Origin of the sequence: Candidatus Chlorohelix allophototropha (assembly GCF_030389965.1) — a bacterium.
Lineage (GTDB): Bacteria > Chloroflexota > Chloroflexia > Chloroheliales > Chloroheliaceae > Chlorohelix > Chlorohelix allophototropha.
In genome coordinates, this window is sequence record NZ_CP128400.1 from 1,862,717 (window position 1) to 1,879,923 (window position 17,207).

Consider the following 17,207-nt stretch of genomic DNA (forward strand, 5'->3'; position numbering starts at 1 on the left):
AACGACAATTACATTTAGGTAGGAAAATCCGAACCTGGAGTGAATACCGTGCATACTCATTATGTCAGTGCTACACTGGCTGAACAACTGAGCGAAGTGTCAAAACCTGCCCGCAAGTTGCATGTACACTTTATTAATCCCCCCGCGCCGCCCATAACAAAGAGCTTTGCTAAGCTAATAACCTTCAACACCATTCCTTTGGGTTTACTTTATCCGGCTACTATGCTGAAAGAAGCCGGGCATATAGTGACCATTTGTGATGTGAAATCAGGTGATCCGCTTACAATCCCTTCGTCTGCCCATATTGTCGGTATCACAACCGATACAGTGCGCTATCCAGAAGCAATGGAAATTGCTAGGACGGCTAAGAAACTGGGGAAAGTGGTGATAATGGGCGGTAACCATGTCACTTTTGATGTTGAAAATACCCTCAAGAGTGGTGTAGTGGATTTTATCGTTCGTGGAGAAGGCGAAGTAACCATCGTGGATTTGGTTAACGCTTTATCCCAAAAAGAGGGTTGCAACCCAACCGACATCAAAGGGATTAGCTGGTATAACAAAAAAGAAAAGGTAGTGGTGAATAATCCGGCGCGACCGTGGATTAATGACCTTGACTCGCTGCCTTTCCCCGACCACAGTATCCTCAAGAATCTCAACCTGTACCAGAAAACTTCCTTCAATCAGGCAGGCAAGCTTGGTAAGCCGCAATTCCAGATAATGGGAAGCCGGGGTTGCCCTTATGCCTGCTCATTCTGTATCGTCAGCGCGGTTAACGGGGCTAAATATCGCGCCCGTAGCCCTGAGAGCCTGCTCAAGGAAGTGGAAATCGCCCTGAAGCTCGGTTTTAGCAATATGTTCTTCGTGGACGATAATTTCAGTATCAATTACAAACGTACAATGGCTTTCTGCGAAGAAGTGCTGCGAAGAAATCTCAAGTTTACTTGGACTTGCCAATGTTCATGCGACTCAATTGCCAAGAACCCCGATATGGCAGAAATGATGCAGAAGGCGGGCTGTGAAGCAATTCTGCTAGGGGTTGAAAGCATGAGTAGCGTAGCCTTGAAATCAATGGGTAAAAAAGCCACCGTAGATAATAACTTCGAGGCGGTCAAAGTTCTCAAGAAAGCCGGAATCATATCACTGGCTTCTACCATTGTGGGGCATACTTTTGAAACCCATGAGACTATCAACGAAAACTTTGCCTATCTGCTGGAATTAAATCCGGAAATGATGTGGATGAATATCCTAACCCCTTACGTAGGTACAGTGGATTGGGACAAATATCAGGATAGGATTTTTGACCGCGATTGGCATCATTACGATGTGTATCACAGCGTTATGAAACTGGATAACCTGACCAAAGATGAATTGGAATTTGCGCACCGCCGGATGATGGCAATGTACTACACGCGACCAAAGTACGTTTTCGGCACGCTGCCTAATCTTTTTGACAAAAAACCTTGGTCAAGATTCATTTCTAGTAACTAATTTTCAAGGGTATTCATTCACTCCAGCTAAAATCGGGCGCATTACGATGCGCCCTTCCTGAATCCCTTTGAAACTGAATCTTTGTAATAAAAAAACGCCCCTGCTTTTAGGGGCGTTTTAATTTGGTTAATTCCCTTCGCTATTGGCGATAGGCGGTTCTTGTGTCGGTAAAATCTGCTCCGACAACTCAGAATTAATCGGAACTTTTGAATCCTTCGAATTTTGATGAATTGCAGTGGGTTCAGCCGCTGCCATCGGCAAGCTCTCTTCCACCTTTTCGATAAGAGCAGGTGGTATATCCTCTACTACAAACACCTCGCGCATTACCTCATCCATGCTATCAACCCAGATCCATTCCAAGTCTTTAAGCACGATTTTGGGTAGTTCCGGCACATCGCGCCTGTTATCAGCAGAAGTGATGATGCGCTTTATTCCGGCACGATGCGCCGCCAGCGATTTATCTTTCAAACCGCCGATGGGCAATACACGCCCGCGCAGAGTAATTTCCCCGGTCATTGCGGTGTCGGTGCGCACCCGGCGATGGCTGAGCGCGGAAATAAGCGCCACAGCAATGGTAATACCCGCGCTTGGGCCATCTTTAGGGGTTGCGCCTTCGGGCAGATGGATGTGCAAATCGAGCTTTTCCAACGCCGCTACATCAATGCCTAGTTCCTTGCTGCGACTCTTTGCATAGCTCAACGCTGCTTTCGCCGATTCTTGCATCACTTCGCCCAATCGCCCGGTGACAATCAGATTGCCCCGTCCCGGCATAGTGACAACTTCCACCGGAAGAATTTCCCCACCGTGTCCGGTTACGCCTAAGCCCAAGGCGATACCGATTTGGTTATGCCCTACTTCGGGAGTCATAGCGAAATATGGGATACCCAAAAATTGCTCAAGATAGTGCTGGCTTAACGCCAACCGCTTAACTTTGCCTTCCACCATCAAACGGGCGGTTTTGCGGCACACCGTAGCGAGGCGGCGTTCTAGGTTGCGCACGCCTGCCTCCCGCGTGTAGTTGCGAATGATAGTGCGCATCATTTTCTCAGAAATTTGCAGCGCACTGGATTCAAGCGCGTGCGCTTCCAATTGCTTGGTAAGCAAGAAACGCCGCCCGATTTGCAACTTCTCTTCTTCGGTATAACCACCGATTTCAATCAATTCCATGCGATCCAACAGCGGGCGCGGAATATTCGGCACGTAGTTGGCAGTGGTAATGAACAACACCTCAGAGAGATCGAAAGGCAAGTCGATATAGTGATCGACAAAAGTACCGTTCTGCTCAGGGTCAAGCACTTCCAAGAGGGCAGCGGTAGGGTCGCCCCTGAAATCGCTGCTCATCTTGTCCACTTCATCCAACAGCATTACCGGGTTGCGCGTTCCCGCTTGCTTGAGGGCAGCAATCAGACGACCGGGCAGTGCGCCCACGTAAGTGCGGCGATGCCCTCTAACCTCTGCTTCGTCACGCACCCCCCCCAAACTGATACGTACAAACTTGCGTCCCATGGCACGAGCAATGCTCTGTCCGAGGCTGGTTTTGCCCACGCCCGGAGGACCCGCGAGGCACAAAATCGGGCCTTTCATCCGTTTTTCCGCCTTGGAAGTCAATTGACGGACTGCCAAAAATTCGAGAATACGATCTTTAACTTTTTCCAGCCCGTAGTGGTCGGCATCCAACACAGACGCAGCATGCACTACATCAAGATTGTCATCGGTAGACTCGTTCCAAGGCAGCGCCAACACCCAATCCAAGTAGGTGCGTACCACGTTGCTTTCCGGCGAAACACTGCTCATGCGTTCAAGCCGATTTAGTTCTTTTAACATCTTGTCGGTAATATCGAAGGGAAGATTCTTTTCTTCAATCTTCTTGCGAATTTCCAGAATCTCGTTACCGGACTCGCCCGATAGTTCATCGTGGATGGCTTTTAGCTGTTCGCGCAGGTAAAACTCGCGCTGGTTCTTGTCAATCTGCTGGCGTACTTTGTTGCGAATACGCCCATCCAGTTCCAACAATTCAATTTCTGTAGCGAGTATCACGCAAATCTGGTTGAGCCGTTCTTCTACATTCACTTCTTCCAGAATAGGCTGCTTTTCCGGCACAATACGTTCGCTAGAGGCTTTAGGTAAATGAGCCGCGATGTAATCCGCTAGGTAGCCGGAAGAGCGAATACCAGAAGCGTATTCGAGCGATTCGGGACTAATACGGCTGTTCAACCCGGCTAGCTGGTTGAATAATTCTTTGGCATGACGCATCATGCCTTCAATTTGGGGCGAGTAGGGTACATTTATCTCTGGCAGATTTACCGATTCTACCAATTGCACCCGGTTTGGATGCGCACTTAGGGGCAGGAAGCGGGTGATCTTTACCCGGTTTATCCCTTCTACACCGATTTCAGTAGTACCGCTCGGTTCGGTGGGACGCTGCACGCTGGTTATAGTCACCAACGTCCCGACACGATACAGTTCGTTGCGGTAATCAGCCGGAGTAGGAGGCTCAAGGTCATTGGTAGGCGGCTTTTCGCGCTGTGCCGCCACCACAATTCTCCCGCCATAATGTTGTTGCGCTTCTTCCAGCGCCACCATACTGCGCGAACCTATAACTAGTTTTACCGGTACACCGGGGAAAACTACCACATTTTTCAGGGGAATAAAGGGGAATTCATTTTCTTTTTTAGGTTCTTTCTGCGGCTCTTCCTCAGTAAGAGGCGGCTCCCCTTGTTCGATGTCACTCATTTTTTTACCTCTAGCGCCGCGAATCCTCACCGATTGCAAACGCATATGTAATTACGTAAGGGTGTTCTAACGTTTCTTACAACTTATCATTTCATCCTCACAATATTATATAGGAGATGAATAATAAAAGAAACTTATTTATCATAATTATGCCCATATGCTAACTGGTATAAAGCTAGTTATCGGGTTAAGGAAGGGTAATAAGCATACAAGACTAGGCTCAAGCAATGGGTGCAGTTCAGTTACTGCTGGCGGCGTTTTGCCTCCCAAATCTTTGGCGGGGGATAGATGTATCGAGCAATCGTCGTTGATAACCAACCAATCCAAAAGCCGAAAAAAACATAGACATAACTCTGCGCTTTCTCGGTACCCCGAATCAGCACCGCTAGGATGAGTGCAAACGCCCAAGCGATGGCGAGTCCGGCGCTGTATGACCAATAGTTTCTCGATCGAATCATTATCTACTCCAGTTTCTGATCAGAGTTTGTCTAACCAGATCAAATCCAAGTGCTCAACTCCATAATTAGTGCAACATTAGCAGCAGACTATGCTTTTGTCAAAAGGCGCTACCCGATAGCAATTCTGATACCCTTGGCGAATTAATTAGAGCCGCCGAATTGCTGCTTCGCTTCCAAAGCGCGTATCAATTGGGTTAGAAGCCGATTGACCGGCACAGGGTAGCCCAAACGCTCGGCTTCCGCTACGACAGCCCCATTGAGAGCCTCTATTTCGGTGGGTCGCCCTTTGCGAATACTCTGGCACATCGAGGAAATAGTGGCGCGGTTGAGCGAAACCACACGCCGAAACTCGCTCTCAACATCGGGGTAGGGCAGCGCAATCCCCTTGAGTTGCGCCAATTCTGCTACCTCTTGCCCGGCTTGGGAGGCAACTTGCAAAGCGGGAGAATTAGCCAGAAAGGCTTCATAGGTGAAATCGAGTAGCGCCGAAAGGGCATTGACAGCGCAATTTATCGCCAACTTTCCCCACACAAGGCTCTCTACCTCGCCGCTAAAGCTGACCGACAAGCCCACTTGTTCGAGCTTTTCGCCAAACCATGCCAGCGTTCGGTTGCCTGCCGGACTATCCAATATGGGTAAGGAGGTATGCCCTGCCCCGTTGAAGCGGATATGCCCCGCCGCAACCTGTAGCGCCCCGATAGTGGTTACGCCCTGCGCCAGCCCTTGTCCTGCCAATTTCGGCACGCTTGCCAGCGCGGTGAGATTGCCAAGCCCGTTCTGTAAGCTCAAAACTACGCCGTCCTCAGCCAGCAAAGCGGCGGCTTGCTCGCCTGCCTCGCGGGTGCGGTAGCTCTTGACCAGCACGATGGCAAGCTGACAGCCCGCCGCCTCTGCCGGATTCTCGACCACCCGCACATTCCTAACCGTCACTGCGCCCTCACTGAAAACGGGCAATTGCTGCCGTACCAGTTCTGCCGGTTCAAGCGTAAGAGCGGTATCCGGCATGGGGCGGTTGGTGACAAGAAAAATTTCATCCTCTCGCCCTGCTACCAGCCCTAGCAAGCCCGCTACAAGACTACCGAGCGAACCTGCCCCAATTACTGCGACCTTCATCTTAAAACCCGGCGGCGGCGCTATCGGCGCGAGGGTCTGCCCCACCCATCAATAGCCCGTTCTCCTGATTAATCACGATGCCCTGCGCGTAACCCATCGCAGAATTCCACGCGCCCACTCGTTGAATGGGATGACCCATACGCGACAACGCCCCTAACAGACGCGGGGGAAAACGAGTCTCCACCTGCAAGCCTTCCGGTTGGTCGGGCATGCCCCTGCCGTGAATCCAGCGCGGGGCTTCAATCGCTTCCTGAATGTTCATCCCGAAATTTATCAGGTCGGTATAAGCCTGCAAGTGAATCTGAGGCTGACCATCGCCACCCATCGTCCCAAAAATGATTTCGGGCTTCGAGTTGCGGAAAGCCATCGAGGGGATGAGGGTGTGCATAGTGCGCTTGCAAGGCGCGATACAATTGGCATGTTCAGGGTCGAGCGAGAAGTACGCGCCGCGATTCTGCAATTCGATGCCCCATCCCGGCACAACCAGCCCCGAACCCACGCCCATATAATTGCTCTGAATCAGCGAAACGGCGTTGCCCTTGCCGTCTGCCGCACACAGGTAAATGGTATCGCCCTCTAGCGAACCGGGCGCAATGCTCAACATCGGCTTTCGCGGATCAATCAAAGCGCGGCGGGTGGCAATATAATCTTCATCCAGCAAACGCTCAGGCGCAACCTTCATAAAAGCGGGGTCGGTGATGTAAGCGGCGCGATCCGCAAACGCCAGCTTCTTAGCTTCCACCATAAGGTGAATCGCTTCGGAGGTGGGGAATTTCTCACCAAGGTTTAGCCCTTCCACCAATTTGAGCATCTGTAACGCGCTCAAACCATGCGTATTGGGCGGCATTTCGTAAATAGTGTAACCGTGATAGGTGATACTCAAGGGGTCAACCCACTCGCCCTGATGCGCCGCCAAATCTTCCAGCGTAAACAACCCGCCCTCTTTCTCGGAAAACTCCACCAAAGCGCGGGCGATTTTGCCTCTGTAAAAAGCGTCACGCCCCTTATCCCCGATTTGAATCAGGCTACGGGCAAGCTCAGGCAATTTTAAGATGCTGCCTTCGGCGGGGGCTTCGCCATTGGGCGCGTACACCTCACGCCAAGAGTCGTGACACCACGACTGTTGCAAGATGTTTTCAATCGCGGCATGCAAATTCGGACCTACCCCGAAGCCCTTTTCAGCGTAACGAATCGCCGGTTTCAGCACCTTATCCATACTCAACTTGCCGAAGCGGTCAATAGCCATTTGCCAGCCATCCACCACGCCCGGCACTGTCACGGGCAGGATGCCGCGTTGTGGCATAGTCGTATGCCCGTTTGCCTTGAACCAATCCAGCGTGGCTGCCGCAGGGGAGCGCCCGCTGGCGTTCAAGCCGTAAAGCCCATCGCTCTTTGCGTCATAGATGAGCATAAACAGATCACCGCCCGTACCACAACCATGCGGTTGCACCACGTTCAAAACGGCATTGGCAGCAATTGCGGCATCAATCGCATTTCCGCCCGCATCCATGATACGCACGCCCGCCATCGCCGAAAGATAGTGTGGCGAACTGACCAGCCCGCTGCGCGCCAACGTTACAGACCTTCCCTGTGACATATCTGAGATGCTCCCTTTTTTGAAAAAGGCGCGTTGAGCCGCGCCCCTACCACCGAACGGTCGAACTACGCTTGATGCCCCAACAGAGCCGCGCCTACCACCCCAGAAAAGTCTCCAAGTTTGGCGCGAACAATATCAACGACAGAGGCAGCGCCGGCTAGAGATTCGTGTTTGGCTTCGTCTAGGGTATATTGGTAAAACATCTCGACTGCTTCAATTAAGCCGCCGCCCAGAATGATACGATGAGGATTGTAGAAATTGATAATCGAGGAAAGACCCAAACCGAGAAACTCCGCCGCTTCGGTCAGGGTATTTATCACCAGCGCGTCCCCCGCCTGTACCGCTTGCGCAATAACTTTGCTGCGAATCGCTACGCTGGTAGCAGTAGTAGGGTCTGCAATGCCTTCTGCCGCCAGCAATTCGGTCAAGATACTGATTTTGCCGCGCTTCAATTCGCCCAACAGAGTGCGGGTAATAGCGGTACGGCTGCTATACGCTTCCAAATGACCGCGCCCACCGCACCCGCACAAACGCCCTTCCGCGCTCACCACGATATGCCCGATTTCTCCGGCAGTACCGCTCGAACCTCGGTAAGGCTTGCCATTCTGTACGATACCGCCGCCGATACCCGTACCAACAAAAACGCATACGAAATTATCAAAATCGCGCCCTGCCCCATAATGTAATTCGCCCAATGTGGCTACTTCCACATCATTGCCCAAGCGCACCGAACTCTTAAAGCGGTCGGCGATAATTTTGGCTATCGGGTAATTGGGCGGCACACCCAAATTAGGAGCCGCCACCAAAATGCCCTTTTCACGGTTTACCTGCCCCGCCGCCCCGATTCCTATCGTTTCCGGGCGAATTCCTTGAGGCAATTTCGCCGAACTCAGGCAATCCTCAATCGCGCTGATAATCCGGTTTCCTAAATCTTTTTCCTTGTTACCAACCGTTCTTTTCTTAGTGTTGGCAATGACCTCCCCGCTCTCAAGGTCAACTACCGCTGCCAAAATTTTAGTGCCGCCTACATCAACGCCTATCCCATAGCGTTCTGACATTTATGCTCCCCTTCTCGATGTATAATCCTAACCCTTGTCAGTTTTAAGTTATATAAATAATACCCTAACGTTCAGTTCCCGGCAAGTTGATTTTGAGGTGCAAAAGGACTATAATGTCCCATTGGTTTAACAATCCGGGCGCGGCTTGTTTTTGATGCTTGCCTATTCCAAAACAGACGCCGGAAATAGCTTATATTAACTTTTTTTTTGAAGGGAGTAGATGATCTAAAATGGGCGCACTACCCAAATACAAACGTTCACATAGTAAGCAAGGTCGCAAAAGAGCACACCACCACCTAGATGAATTGCAGCTTGTAACTTGCGATAATTGCGGTGAACAACGCCTGCCCCATACCGTCTGCAAGGCTTGCGGATTTTATAAGGGCGAACAGGTTATTCAGACACGGCAAAAAACTAAGGTTTAGTTTTTTTTGAACGATTCCGGCGCGGCTAATAAGGTCGCGCTATCCTTTCTAACTGCTCAACTATCCTAATATTGCTCGAGCCACTTTTTTATATTTATGAGGAAGTTAAATGACCCAGAGCGCCTACTATGGGGCAATTACAGGTTGGGGGCAGGGCGTTCCTGCGCGTATTCTCACCAACCATGACCTAGAGCAAATGGTTGATACCAGCGATGAGTGGATCACTTCCCGCACAGGAATTCGCCAAAGGCATATCCTGAGCGAAGACGAATCGAACTTTGATATTGCGCTCGCCGCTTCAAAAAAAGCGTTGGCACAAGCCGGGTTAGAAGGTAAAGACCTTGATTTGATTATCGTGGGTACTTGTACCCCCGATTTTCTTTTTCCCTCCACCGCCTGTCTGTTGCAAGAAGCGTTAGGGGCAGAGAACGCCGGAGCGTTTGACCTTGAAGCAGCTTGTAGCGGCTTCATCTATGCCCTTAGCGTAGGCACGCAATTTATTAAAACAGGCGCATACCAGCGCATATTGGTGCTTGGCTCTGAAACTGTCACCCGCTTCATAGATTTTACCGATCGCAATACCTGCGTACTGTTTGGCGATGGCGCGGGGGCAGTGGTATTGCAGAGCACTATCGAAAAAAGTGGACTAGGCGCGTTCAAGTTGGGCGCATATGGCGCAGGCGGGAAATTGCTGAACATTCCAGCAGGGGGTAGCCGCACGCCGCCCACCGCTAAAACTGTGCAAGAGCGTCAGCACTTTGTAAAAATGCAGGGCAGTGAAGTTTTCAGGCTGGCAGTACGAGCAATGGTGGATTCTTGTGTCGAGGTGCTAGAGCGCGAGGGCTTGACCATTGCCGATGTAGATTTGCTCATCCCGCATCAAGCTAATATTCGCATCATCGAAGCGGTGGGCAAACGCCTAGAAATTGACCCCTCCAAAGTTTGGATAAATATCCATAATTACGGCAATACCAGTTCTGCCTCTATCCCTATATCTATCAACGAAGCCATAGAAAGCGGTAGATTGCAACGCGGTATGAAATTGTTGGTAACAGCGTTTGGCGGCGGTATGACTTGGGCGAGCGGTCTTATATATTGGTAATGGGGTTAAACCCCTTGCATAATTTTTAGGAGGGCGGCTACAACTTGGCAATCGGAACAGAAGCGGTCGCGTGGGTATTCCCCGGTCAGGGGTCGCAGGCGGTCGGCATGGGGAAAGAACTTGCGGCGCGCTACCCGGAAGTGGCGCACTTGTATGCCGAGGCGGATACTGCGCTCGGCTTTTCTTTGTCCCGCTTATGCTGGGAAGGTCCAGACGAGCTTTTGACTCGCACCGACCACGCGCAACCGGCTATTCTGGTGACAAGTTTGGCGCATTTGGCAATGTTACGCCAGAATTATCCCGAAGTTACAGGCAACCAACCGCTTTTTGTGGCAGGGCATAGTCTGGGAGAATATACCGCGCTGGTGGCAGCGGGAGCATTGGCATTCGCAGACGCAGTAAAGCTGGTATATCGGCGCGGGCAACTGATGAACGAAGCCGGGAAGGGCAATAGCGGGATGGTGGCAGTCATCGGCGGCGATGACGCTTTGCTGGAACGGCTTTGCGCCGAGAGTGGGGCAGAGATGGCGAACTATAACTCGCCCGGTCAAACCGCCATTAGCGGCACAAAAGCCGCGTTGGCAAGTTTCACCGAACTGGCAAAAAGCAACGGCATTAAAAAGGTGATACCCTTGCCGGTTAGCGCAGCCTTCCACAGCAGCCTGATGCGCCCAATGGCAGAAGAATTGAGCAAAGCAATCGCGCAGGTGGAGTGGACAACGGCGCAAATTCCGGTAATCAGCAACGTCACCGGCAAAGCCATAACCGAGGCGCAAGCCATCCGCGCAGATTTGACGCTGCAAACTTACAGCCCGGTGCGCTGGGTCGAATCGGTGCGCACGATGGCGGCAGGCGGCGCAACCCGTTTCGTGGAAATCGGACCCGGCAAGGTACTGAGCGGGTTGATTAAGCGCATCGAAAAAGAAGTGGAACTGGTTAACTCGGATGATATTCTCAAATAGGAGCGGGGGATGAATCTCGAAGGTAAGGTAGCGCTGGTAACAGGCGGGAGTAGGGGTATTGGGCGAGCGGTAGCGTTGAAATTGGGCGCACTGGGCGCAAAAGTAGCGGTAAACTATCGGGGCAAGCAGCAAGAAGCGGATGAGGTAGTAGCTGCTATCAAAGCGGCGGGTAGCGATGCAGTTGCACTGCAAGGCGATGTTTCGGTAGCTGCCGAAGCGCAAAAGCTGGTAGAAGAAACCGTCAAAGCCTTCGGGCGACTCGATATTCTGGTGAATAATGCCGGAATCACCCGCGACCAACTTATGATGCGTATGAGCGAAGCCGATTGGGATGCGGTGCTGGATACCAACCTAAAAGGCTCATTCTTGCTGACCAAAGCCGCGCAACGCACTATGCTAAAACAGCGTTACGGACGTATCATTAACATAACCTCGGTGATAGGGCAAATGGGCGGGGCAGGGCAGTCTAACTATAGCGCCGCTAAAGCCGGATTAATCGGTTTGACCAAATCGGCAGCACGCGAATTGGGTAGTCGCAGCATTACCGTAAACGCCGTTGCACCCGGTTTCATTGATACCGATATGACCGGGGGCTTATCCGAAGAAATCAAGAAAAAGGCATTAGAGCAGATACCGCTAGAGCGTTTCGGCAAACCCGAAGATGTAGCCGAAGCGGTCGCCTTCCTTGCCGGCGATGCCGCCGCCTACATTACCGGGCAAGTATTGGCGGTAGATGGCGGCATGGTGATGATGTAACGCGGAAAATTAGGCAAGGGGTTAAGCCCGTTGTGTCTATGCGCCCACAGTCTCCCTCGCACGGGGAAAAAATAATGTATAATATTACGTGATATTGTTCACAGATTTTAAAAAGACAAAGGCTTAAGCCTCTTGTTGGGCAAACCTTGAGTTTTATTAGCATAGCTCATCATCAGTTAGGGTAGTTAGAGAAAACCAAACAATATAATACCTCCAGTAAAACGGTAAAAATGTTCAAAAAAATCTTAATTGCTAATAGAGGCGAAATTGCTTTGAGAGTGGTGCGAGCGTGCCGCGATCTAGGCATCCCAAGTGTAGTAGCGTATAGTGAGGCAGATCGCGATTCGCTGGCGGTGCGTCTAGCAGATGAAGCAATTTGCGTAGGACCGGCACAGAGCGCGAAAAGCTATTTGCATACCCCCTCTATCATCAGCGCGGCGTTGATTACCGGAGCAGATGCACTTCATCCCGGCTACGGCTTCCTGAGTGAAAACCCCTATGTCGCGGAAATCTGCGAGCGGGTAGGCATTACCTTCATCGGTCCTAGCCCAACGGTAATGGAGAAAATGAGCGAGAAAACGGTAGCTCGCAAGATGATGCAAGATGCCGGATTGCCGATTACCCCCGGCTCGGAAGGGGCGTTGCCAAACCTAGACGTAGCGAAGCGGGTAGCCTCCCAAATCGGTTACCCGGTGATGCTCAAAGCCTTGGCAGGTGGTGGTGGACGTGGTATCCGCATCATCGAAAGCGAATCCGATTTGGAGCGAGTTTTCCCACTGGCACGCGCCGAAGCCGACAAAGCTTTCTCTAGTGGCGAATTGTACCTAGAGAAATATATACCCAATCCGCGCCACATCGAAATTCAAATTCTGGCGGACAATTACGGTAATGTAATACATCTAGGCGAACGTGATTGCTCAATCCAGCGCCGATACCAGAAAATTATGGAAGAAGCGCCCGCGCCTAACCTTACCGAAGCGTTACGCGCTAAAATCGGCGCGGCGGCAGTGATAGGAGCGAAAGCAATCGGCTATACCAACGCTGGTACAATCGAGTTCCTGCTCGCCAATACAGGTGAGTTCTACTTTATGGAAATGAACACCCGTATTCAGGTAGAACATGGCGTAACCGAAGAAGTCACCGGCATTGACCTTGTAAAATGGCAAATTCGTATCGCTGCTGGTGAACGCTTGACGCTCTCCCAAAAAGACATTAAAATACAAGGATATGCGATAGAATGCAGAGTTAACGCGGAAGACCCGGCAAATAATTTCCGCCCCGATGCAGGTACAATTAGTCTATTTGTACCGCCGGGCGGTCCCGGCATACGAGTAGACTCTCATCTATACAGCGGGTACACTGCTCCTGCTTACTATGACAGCTTACTGGGGAAAATAATCGCCAAAGGAAGCACCCGTGAGGAAGCGCTCACGAGGTTGGAACGTGCCTTGCATGATACGGTTATAAATGGCGTAAAAACCACCATTCCGTTCCAACTAAAAATACTGGGCGATGAAGAATATCGCGCCGGGCGGGCGTATCTGGATTTTGTGGACAAGAAGATGAGTGGGGGCTGGTAAAACCAGAGCCTATGAGTACAAACGGAAATCCTGAAAAAAAACTCGGCACCGTCAAGGTTGCCCCAAACGTACTTGAAACCATTGTGCATGCCGCTGCCGCAGGGGTAGCAGGGGTACTTCGGTTGGGAAATGCGCCGCAAAAACGTATTTTCAATCGAGAAGGCAATGATGGAGTTAAGATAGAAATAAAAGAAGGCGCAGTTAGCGCAGACCTGTATATCGTGGTAAGCCGTGAAGCGAATATGTTACAGGTTGGAAAATTAGTACAAACTGATGTTTCAAAAGCAGTGCGCTACATGGTAGGCATGCCGGTTGAACAGATCAATGTGTACATTCAAAACGTGGAATAACGGCAGTAAAGGGACACTGGGCACAACTGCACAATCTCAATGAAAAAATGCCAAGCTTGAGAAGGTTAGCGCGTACCGTGGCTTTGCAAACCCTGTTCGAGGTGGATGCAACCCAACATGATGCGGATGAGGTATTAGCGCGTCATGTAGAAGATGGTACATTAGAAGAAGGAGCCGTTAAGTTTGCCAAGCAATTGGTAAAAGGGGTTATCGGCAATTTAGATAAATTGGATAAAATCATATCCTCAAATGCGCCAAACTGGCCGATGGATCAGATGGCTAAAATTGACAAGAATATTCTACGTCTTGCAATTTTTGAAATTCTATTTAATAATGAAGTTCCGGTAAAGGCTGCAATCAACGAAGCAATTGAGCTTGCCAAAAGCTTTGGAAGTGATAGCAGCAGTCGTTTTGTAAATGGCGTCCTAGGAACTATTGTTTCAAAGGACATTCGTAATACCATGAATCCTGTGTGAGCGCAGCCATACGCCACTAAAAGTTACAAGCGTGATTTTTGTCAGGAGGATAATAATTAAAGTGACTCGCGTCAACAGCAGAGGGAGGTGAGTAAGGATGGCAGCAACTGGTGCAATATTCGATAAGCTCAAAGACATCATTGTTGAGCAACTTGCGGTAGATGCAGAAGATGTAACAATTGAAGCCTCTTTTATTGAGGATTTGAATGCTGACTCCCTCGATTTGGTTGAATTGATTATGGAAATTGAGGAAAAGTTTGGTATCCAAGTTCCTGATGAAGTAGCCGAAAAAATCGCTACAGTAGGAGATGCCGTAGATTATATCCAGGAACATCAGGAATAATTACCTCCAACCGCGAAGTTATACTTCGATTCAGTAGTAGTGCAGGATGTGGGCGTACCGGTTAGCTTTGGCATAATCCGAACCGGTATTGCCCCTGTTTTTTTATACAAGATTATAATTTATTCACTTGCACTAATGCTCTAAAAAGGTTATGCTAGTTTTTGCGTAACTGGAAGTTTAGTGTAATTCTTAAGGCTTATGGATATTTTTGGTATCAATTTTCCAGAACTTTTTGTAATATTGATAGTCGCCACTATCATTTTCGGACCCGACAAACTGCCCGTAATTCTGCGTACTATTGGTCAGTGGGTTGCCCAATTGCGGAAATTATCTGAAGATGTGCGCACCGAAGTTTCACGCGAGTTGGATATTTCCGATTTCAAGGACATTAAAAAAGACCTTAAAGAGGCGATGGATAACACCACCAAGGAATTAACCTCGGCTAGCACCACTTTTCGGGAAACCGTTAAAGAAGCTCGTGAGCAATATACCTACTCGGTAGAAACTATCGCCACCGCCGCTAAATCTGCCACTTCTAACACCCCCCTGATCGAAGCGCCCGCCGTTGAACCGGCGCAAAATCAGGTAGCCGCCGAACCGGATAATTCCGAGCTAATCAAACAAGTGGTGGAAGAAAGCCATAGCCAGCCTGAACCTGTAAGCGAGAATAATTACGCCTACTCCGAGCCTGTAATTGAGGAAAAGCAAAATTACCTTGAACCTGTAAGCCCTGAGCCTGTAGCCAGTAGTGCGCCTATGGGGGTTTACGAGTTTGACGAAGCTACTTTTAGCTGGCAAGATGCGCTTATGAGTAATGCGCCAGCCAAACCGCTATGGCGTGGTCCTAAAGAGCTAAACCCGGAAAATAATCAGGCTGAAATCGCCGCTACTGCCCGTTCCGCAAGCCATCAGGAAGTCTGAAATATATGCTGATGAACATTGTACAGACCGTTCGCAAATTGCGTTTACCGGGTCGAAAAGACAAATCGAAAAAGCCCAAAGTCCAAGCCGGACAAATGACCTTTCTGGAGCATCTCGCCGAATTGCGGACGCGCCTGATTTGGGTCACGCTTTCGGTATTGCTCGGAACCAGCGCAACCCTCGCCTTCTCGCACGACATGGTGGGGCTGTTCATTGACCTTGGCAAAGAAGCCAACCCGAAAATCAATTTTATCAATACCGAACTGGTACACGGCTTCAGCGTCTATTTCTATGTTTCAATCTACGCCGGAATTTTGCTTTCCAGCCCGGTAATTGTCTATCACCTGATAGCCTTCCTTGCCCCTGCCCTTGAACCCGAATCTGAACCCGGTCAAATAGGATACGAAAACGAAGTAAAGATGCTGAAAAGCATCAAAAGAGCCTTGATTGTTGCCATCCCAATGGTAGCAGTTTTTTTCGTATCCGGTGTAGTTTTCTGCTATTACTTTGTGCTGCCACCTGCCATCAAGTTTCTGACCACCTTCGGAGCCGATCAATTCACCCCCACCCTAACCGCTATGAGCTACATCACCACCGTAACTAAGGTGATGTTCTGGACGGGCGTGGTCTTTGAAATCCCGATTGTGATGTACGCGCTGGCAAAAGCTCAGATCGTAAAGTGGAAAACGTTCGTGAAATGGTGGAAATTTGCCATCGTCTTTTCGCTGGTTATCTCAGCCTTCATTAACCCTAGCCCCGACCCGGTTATGCAACTAATGATAGCAGGCCCCATCATGGGTCTATACTTGCTGGGAATTCTATTCGCCCGCTTCGCCTAAAGGAGAAATAGATAGTGGATGAGCTGATAGAGGGGGCGCGGGCAGCGCGAGAGCATGCCTACGCTCCTTATTCTGGCTTCAAAGTGGGAGCCGCCCTACGTACTCGTAGCGGCAAAGTCTTTTACGGGGTTAATGTGGAAAATGTCTCATATGGGCTGTCCATTTGCGCCGAACGCAGCGCGGCGGTAGCTGCCGTTCTAGCCGATGAACTAGAATGGGATAGCATCGCGGTGGTTGCCGATACCAAATTACCTACTACCCCCTGTGGCGCATGCCGCCAATTTCTGGCAGAATTTAACCCCAAGTTAAGCGTAACAATTGCCAATCTGGATAAAGTCCATTACACTATCAGCTTGGCGGAATTACTCCCGCATGCCTTCAATACTGAAACAATTGACAGTTAAAAGCGTATAAATTCTTGAATAATAATGTATTACTGGTTGCAGTAGGCTCAAGCAACCCTATCAAAATACGAGCGGTAGAAGAAGTGCTAGAACGCGCTGTCGAGGGCAAGCTCTTGCCGGGAATTGATAATTATATGGTGCGGAGCGTAGTAGTCGAAAGCGGCGTATCCGCGCAACCTGTCGGCGATGAAGAAACGATGCAAGGCGCAATGACTCGCGCTGCCTCAGCCCTAGAGTCGTGGCAAGAGGCGCATTGGGGTATCGGGCTTGAGGGTGGCATAGTCCATCACAAGGTTGCCGGACTCGATAATGTGCTAACCAACGCATGGTGCGCGATACGTACCCGCGAAGGGGGCTTATCCTACGGGGGTGGGCTATTGTTGCCGCTACCGCCCGCGATTGTAAAAGACCTCGAAACAGGCTTGGAATTGGGCGATGCCACCGATCGCCTTTTTAGCGTCAAAGATAGCAAACGCGCCGGGGGAGTGGTGGGCTACCTCAGCAAAGGACTGGAAACACGCCAGCAGGCTTATGAAAGTATCTTTACATATGCGCTGGTCAAGTTTTTAAATCCAGAACTATACGAATTACAGGGGTGAATT

The 17,207-nt window shown here is 50.2% G+C and carries 18 protein-coding genes; 13 read left to right on the top strand and 5 right to left on the bottom strand.

What is annotated here, in order from left to right; genetic code table 11:
• The first annotated feature begins 39 nt into the window (after positions 1-39).
• Complete coding sequence (locus tag OZ401_RS20585) at positions 40-1,488, top strand: B12-binding domain-containing radical SAM protein (protein WP_341470403.1); 1,449 nt, start codon at positions 40-42, stop codon at positions 1,486-1,488.
• 126 nt (positions 1,489-1,614) lie between these two features.
• Here the strand turns inward: OZ401_RS20585 and lon are convergent, their stop codons facing one another.
• The 5 genes from lon to OZ401_RS20610 form a co-directional block, all read right to left on the bottom strand.
• Complete coding sequence (gene lon / locus OZ401_RS20590; protein WP_341470404.1) at positions 1,615-4,221, bottom strand: endopeptidase La; 2,607 nt, start codon at positions 4,219-4,221, stop codon at positions 1,615-1,617.
• A gap of 242 nt (positions 4,222-4,463) precedes the next feature.
• Positions 4,464-4,679, bottom strand: coding sequence for a hypothetical protein (locus OZ401_RS20595; protein WP_341470405.1), 216 nt, complete (start codon positions 4,677-4,679; stop codon positions 4,464-4,466).
• A 141-nt stretch (positions 4,680-4,820) separates the two neighbouring features.
• Positions 4,821-5,837, bottom strand: a complete 1,017-nt coding sequence (locus OZ401_RS20600; RefSeq protein WP_341470406.1) for a ketopantoate reductase family protein — start codon at positions 5,835-5,837, stop codon at positions 4,821-4,823.
• The gene (gene ggt, locus OZ401_RS20605) at positions 5,794-7,389 is read right to left on the bottom strand and encodes a gamma-glutamyltransferase (RefSeq protein WP_341470407.1); all 1,596 of its coding nucleotides are present in this window, start codon (positions 7,387-7,389) and stop codon (positions 5,794-5,796) included. The genes OZ401_RS20600 and ggt overlap by 44 nt, the downstream gene beginning before the upstream one ends.
• Positions 7,390-7,454: 65 nt before the next feature.
• On the bottom strand, positions 7,455-8,447 hold the full coding sequence (locus OZ401_RS20610; RefSeq protein WP_341470408.1) for an ROK family protein: 993 nt from the start codon (positions 8,445-8,447) through the stop codon (positions 7,455-7,457).
• 230 nt (positions 8,448-8,677) lie between these two features.
• Here OZ401_RS20610 and rpmF point away from each other — a divergent pair, with 230 nt between their 5' ends.
• The 12 genes from rpmF (at position 8,678) to OZ401_RS20670 (ending at position 17,204) form a co-directional block, all read left to right on the top strand.
• Positions 8,678-8,872: a 50S ribosomal protein L32 gene (rpmF, locus tag OZ401_RS25840; RefSeq protein WP_341470409.1), complete on the top strand. Its 195-nt coding sequence runs from the start codon at positions 8,678-8,680 to the stop codon at positions 8,870-8,872.
• 109 nt (positions 8,873-8,981) lie between these two features.
• Positions 8,982-9,974: a beta-ketoacyl-ACP synthase III gene (locus tag OZ401_RS20620; protein ID WP_341470410.1), complete on the top strand. Its 993-nt coding sequence runs from the start codon at positions 8,982-8,984 to the stop codon at positions 9,972-9,974.
• A gap of 44 nt (positions 9,975-10,018) precedes the next feature.
• Positions 10,019-10,936: an ACP S-malonyltransferase gene (fabD, locus tag OZ401_RS20625; protein ID WP_341470411.1), complete on the top strand. Its 918-nt coding sequence runs from the start codon at positions 10,019-10,021 to the stop codon at positions 10,934-10,936.
• Between the two features lie 9 nt (positions 10,937-10,945).
• A complete protein-coding gene (gene fabG, locus OZ401_RS20630; protein WP_341470412.1) occupies positions 10,946-11,692 on the top strand; it encodes a 3-oxoacyl-[acyl-carrier-protein] reductase in 747 nt (248 codons plus the stop codon).
• Between the two features lie 230 nt (positions 11,693-11,922).
• Positions 11,923-13,272, top strand: coding sequence for an acetyl-CoA carboxylase biotin carboxylase subunit (accC, locus tag OZ401_RS20635; protein ID WP_341470413.1), 1,350 nt, complete (start codon positions 11,923-11,925; stop codon positions 13,270-13,272).
• Between the two features lie 11 nt (positions 13,273-13,283).
• Positions 13,284-13,622, top strand: a complete 339-nt coding sequence (locus OZ401_RS20640) for an Asp23/Gls24 family envelope stress response protein (RefSeq protein ID WP_341470414.1) — start codon at positions 13,284-13,286, stop codon at positions 13,620-13,622.
• A 47-nt stretch (positions 13,623-13,669) separates the two neighbouring features.
• Positions 13,670-14,098 carry a transcription antitermination factor NusB gene (nusB, locus tag OZ401_RS20645; protein WP_341470415.1) on the top strand — a complete coding sequence of 143 codons (429 nt, stop codon included), beginning with the start codon at positions 13,670-13,672 and terminating at the stop codon, positions 14,096-14,098.
• 97 nt (positions 14,099-14,195) lie between these two features.
• Complete coding sequence (gene acpP / locus OZ401_RS20650; protein ID WP_341470416.1) at positions 14,196-14,441, top strand: acyl carrier protein; 246 nt, start codon at positions 14,196-14,198, stop codon at positions 14,439-14,441.
• 198 nt (positions 14,442-14,639) lie between these two features.
• Positions 14,640-15,362 carry a Sec-independent protein translocase protein TatB gene (gene tatB, locus OZ401_RS20655; protein ID WP_341470417.1) on the top strand — a complete coding sequence of 241 codons (723 nt, stop codon included), beginning with the start codon at positions 14,640-14,642 and terminating at the stop codon, positions 15,360-15,362.
• A gap of 5 nt (positions 15,363-15,367) precedes the next feature.
• Complete coding sequence (gene tatC, locus OZ401_RS20660; RefSeq protein ID WP_341470418.1) at positions 15,368-16,201, top strand: twin-arginine translocase subunit TatC; 834 nt, start codon at positions 15,368-15,370, stop codon at positions 16,199-16,201.
• 14 nt (positions 16,202-16,215) lie between these two features.
• On the top strand, positions 16,216-16,605 hold the full coding sequence (gene cdd, locus OZ401_RS20665; RefSeq protein WP_341470419.1) for a cytidine deaminase: 390 nt from the start codon (positions 16,216-16,218) through the stop codon (positions 16,603-16,605).
• Positions 16,606-16,619: 14 nt separating this feature from the next.
• Positions 16,620-17,204 (top strand): DUF84 family protein, encoded by a 585-nt coding sequence (locus tag OZ401_RS20670; RefSeq protein ID WP_341470420.1) that lies wholly within the window; start codon positions 16,620-16,622, stop codon positions 17,202-17,204.
• Positions 17,205-17,207 lie beyond the last annotated feature (3 nt).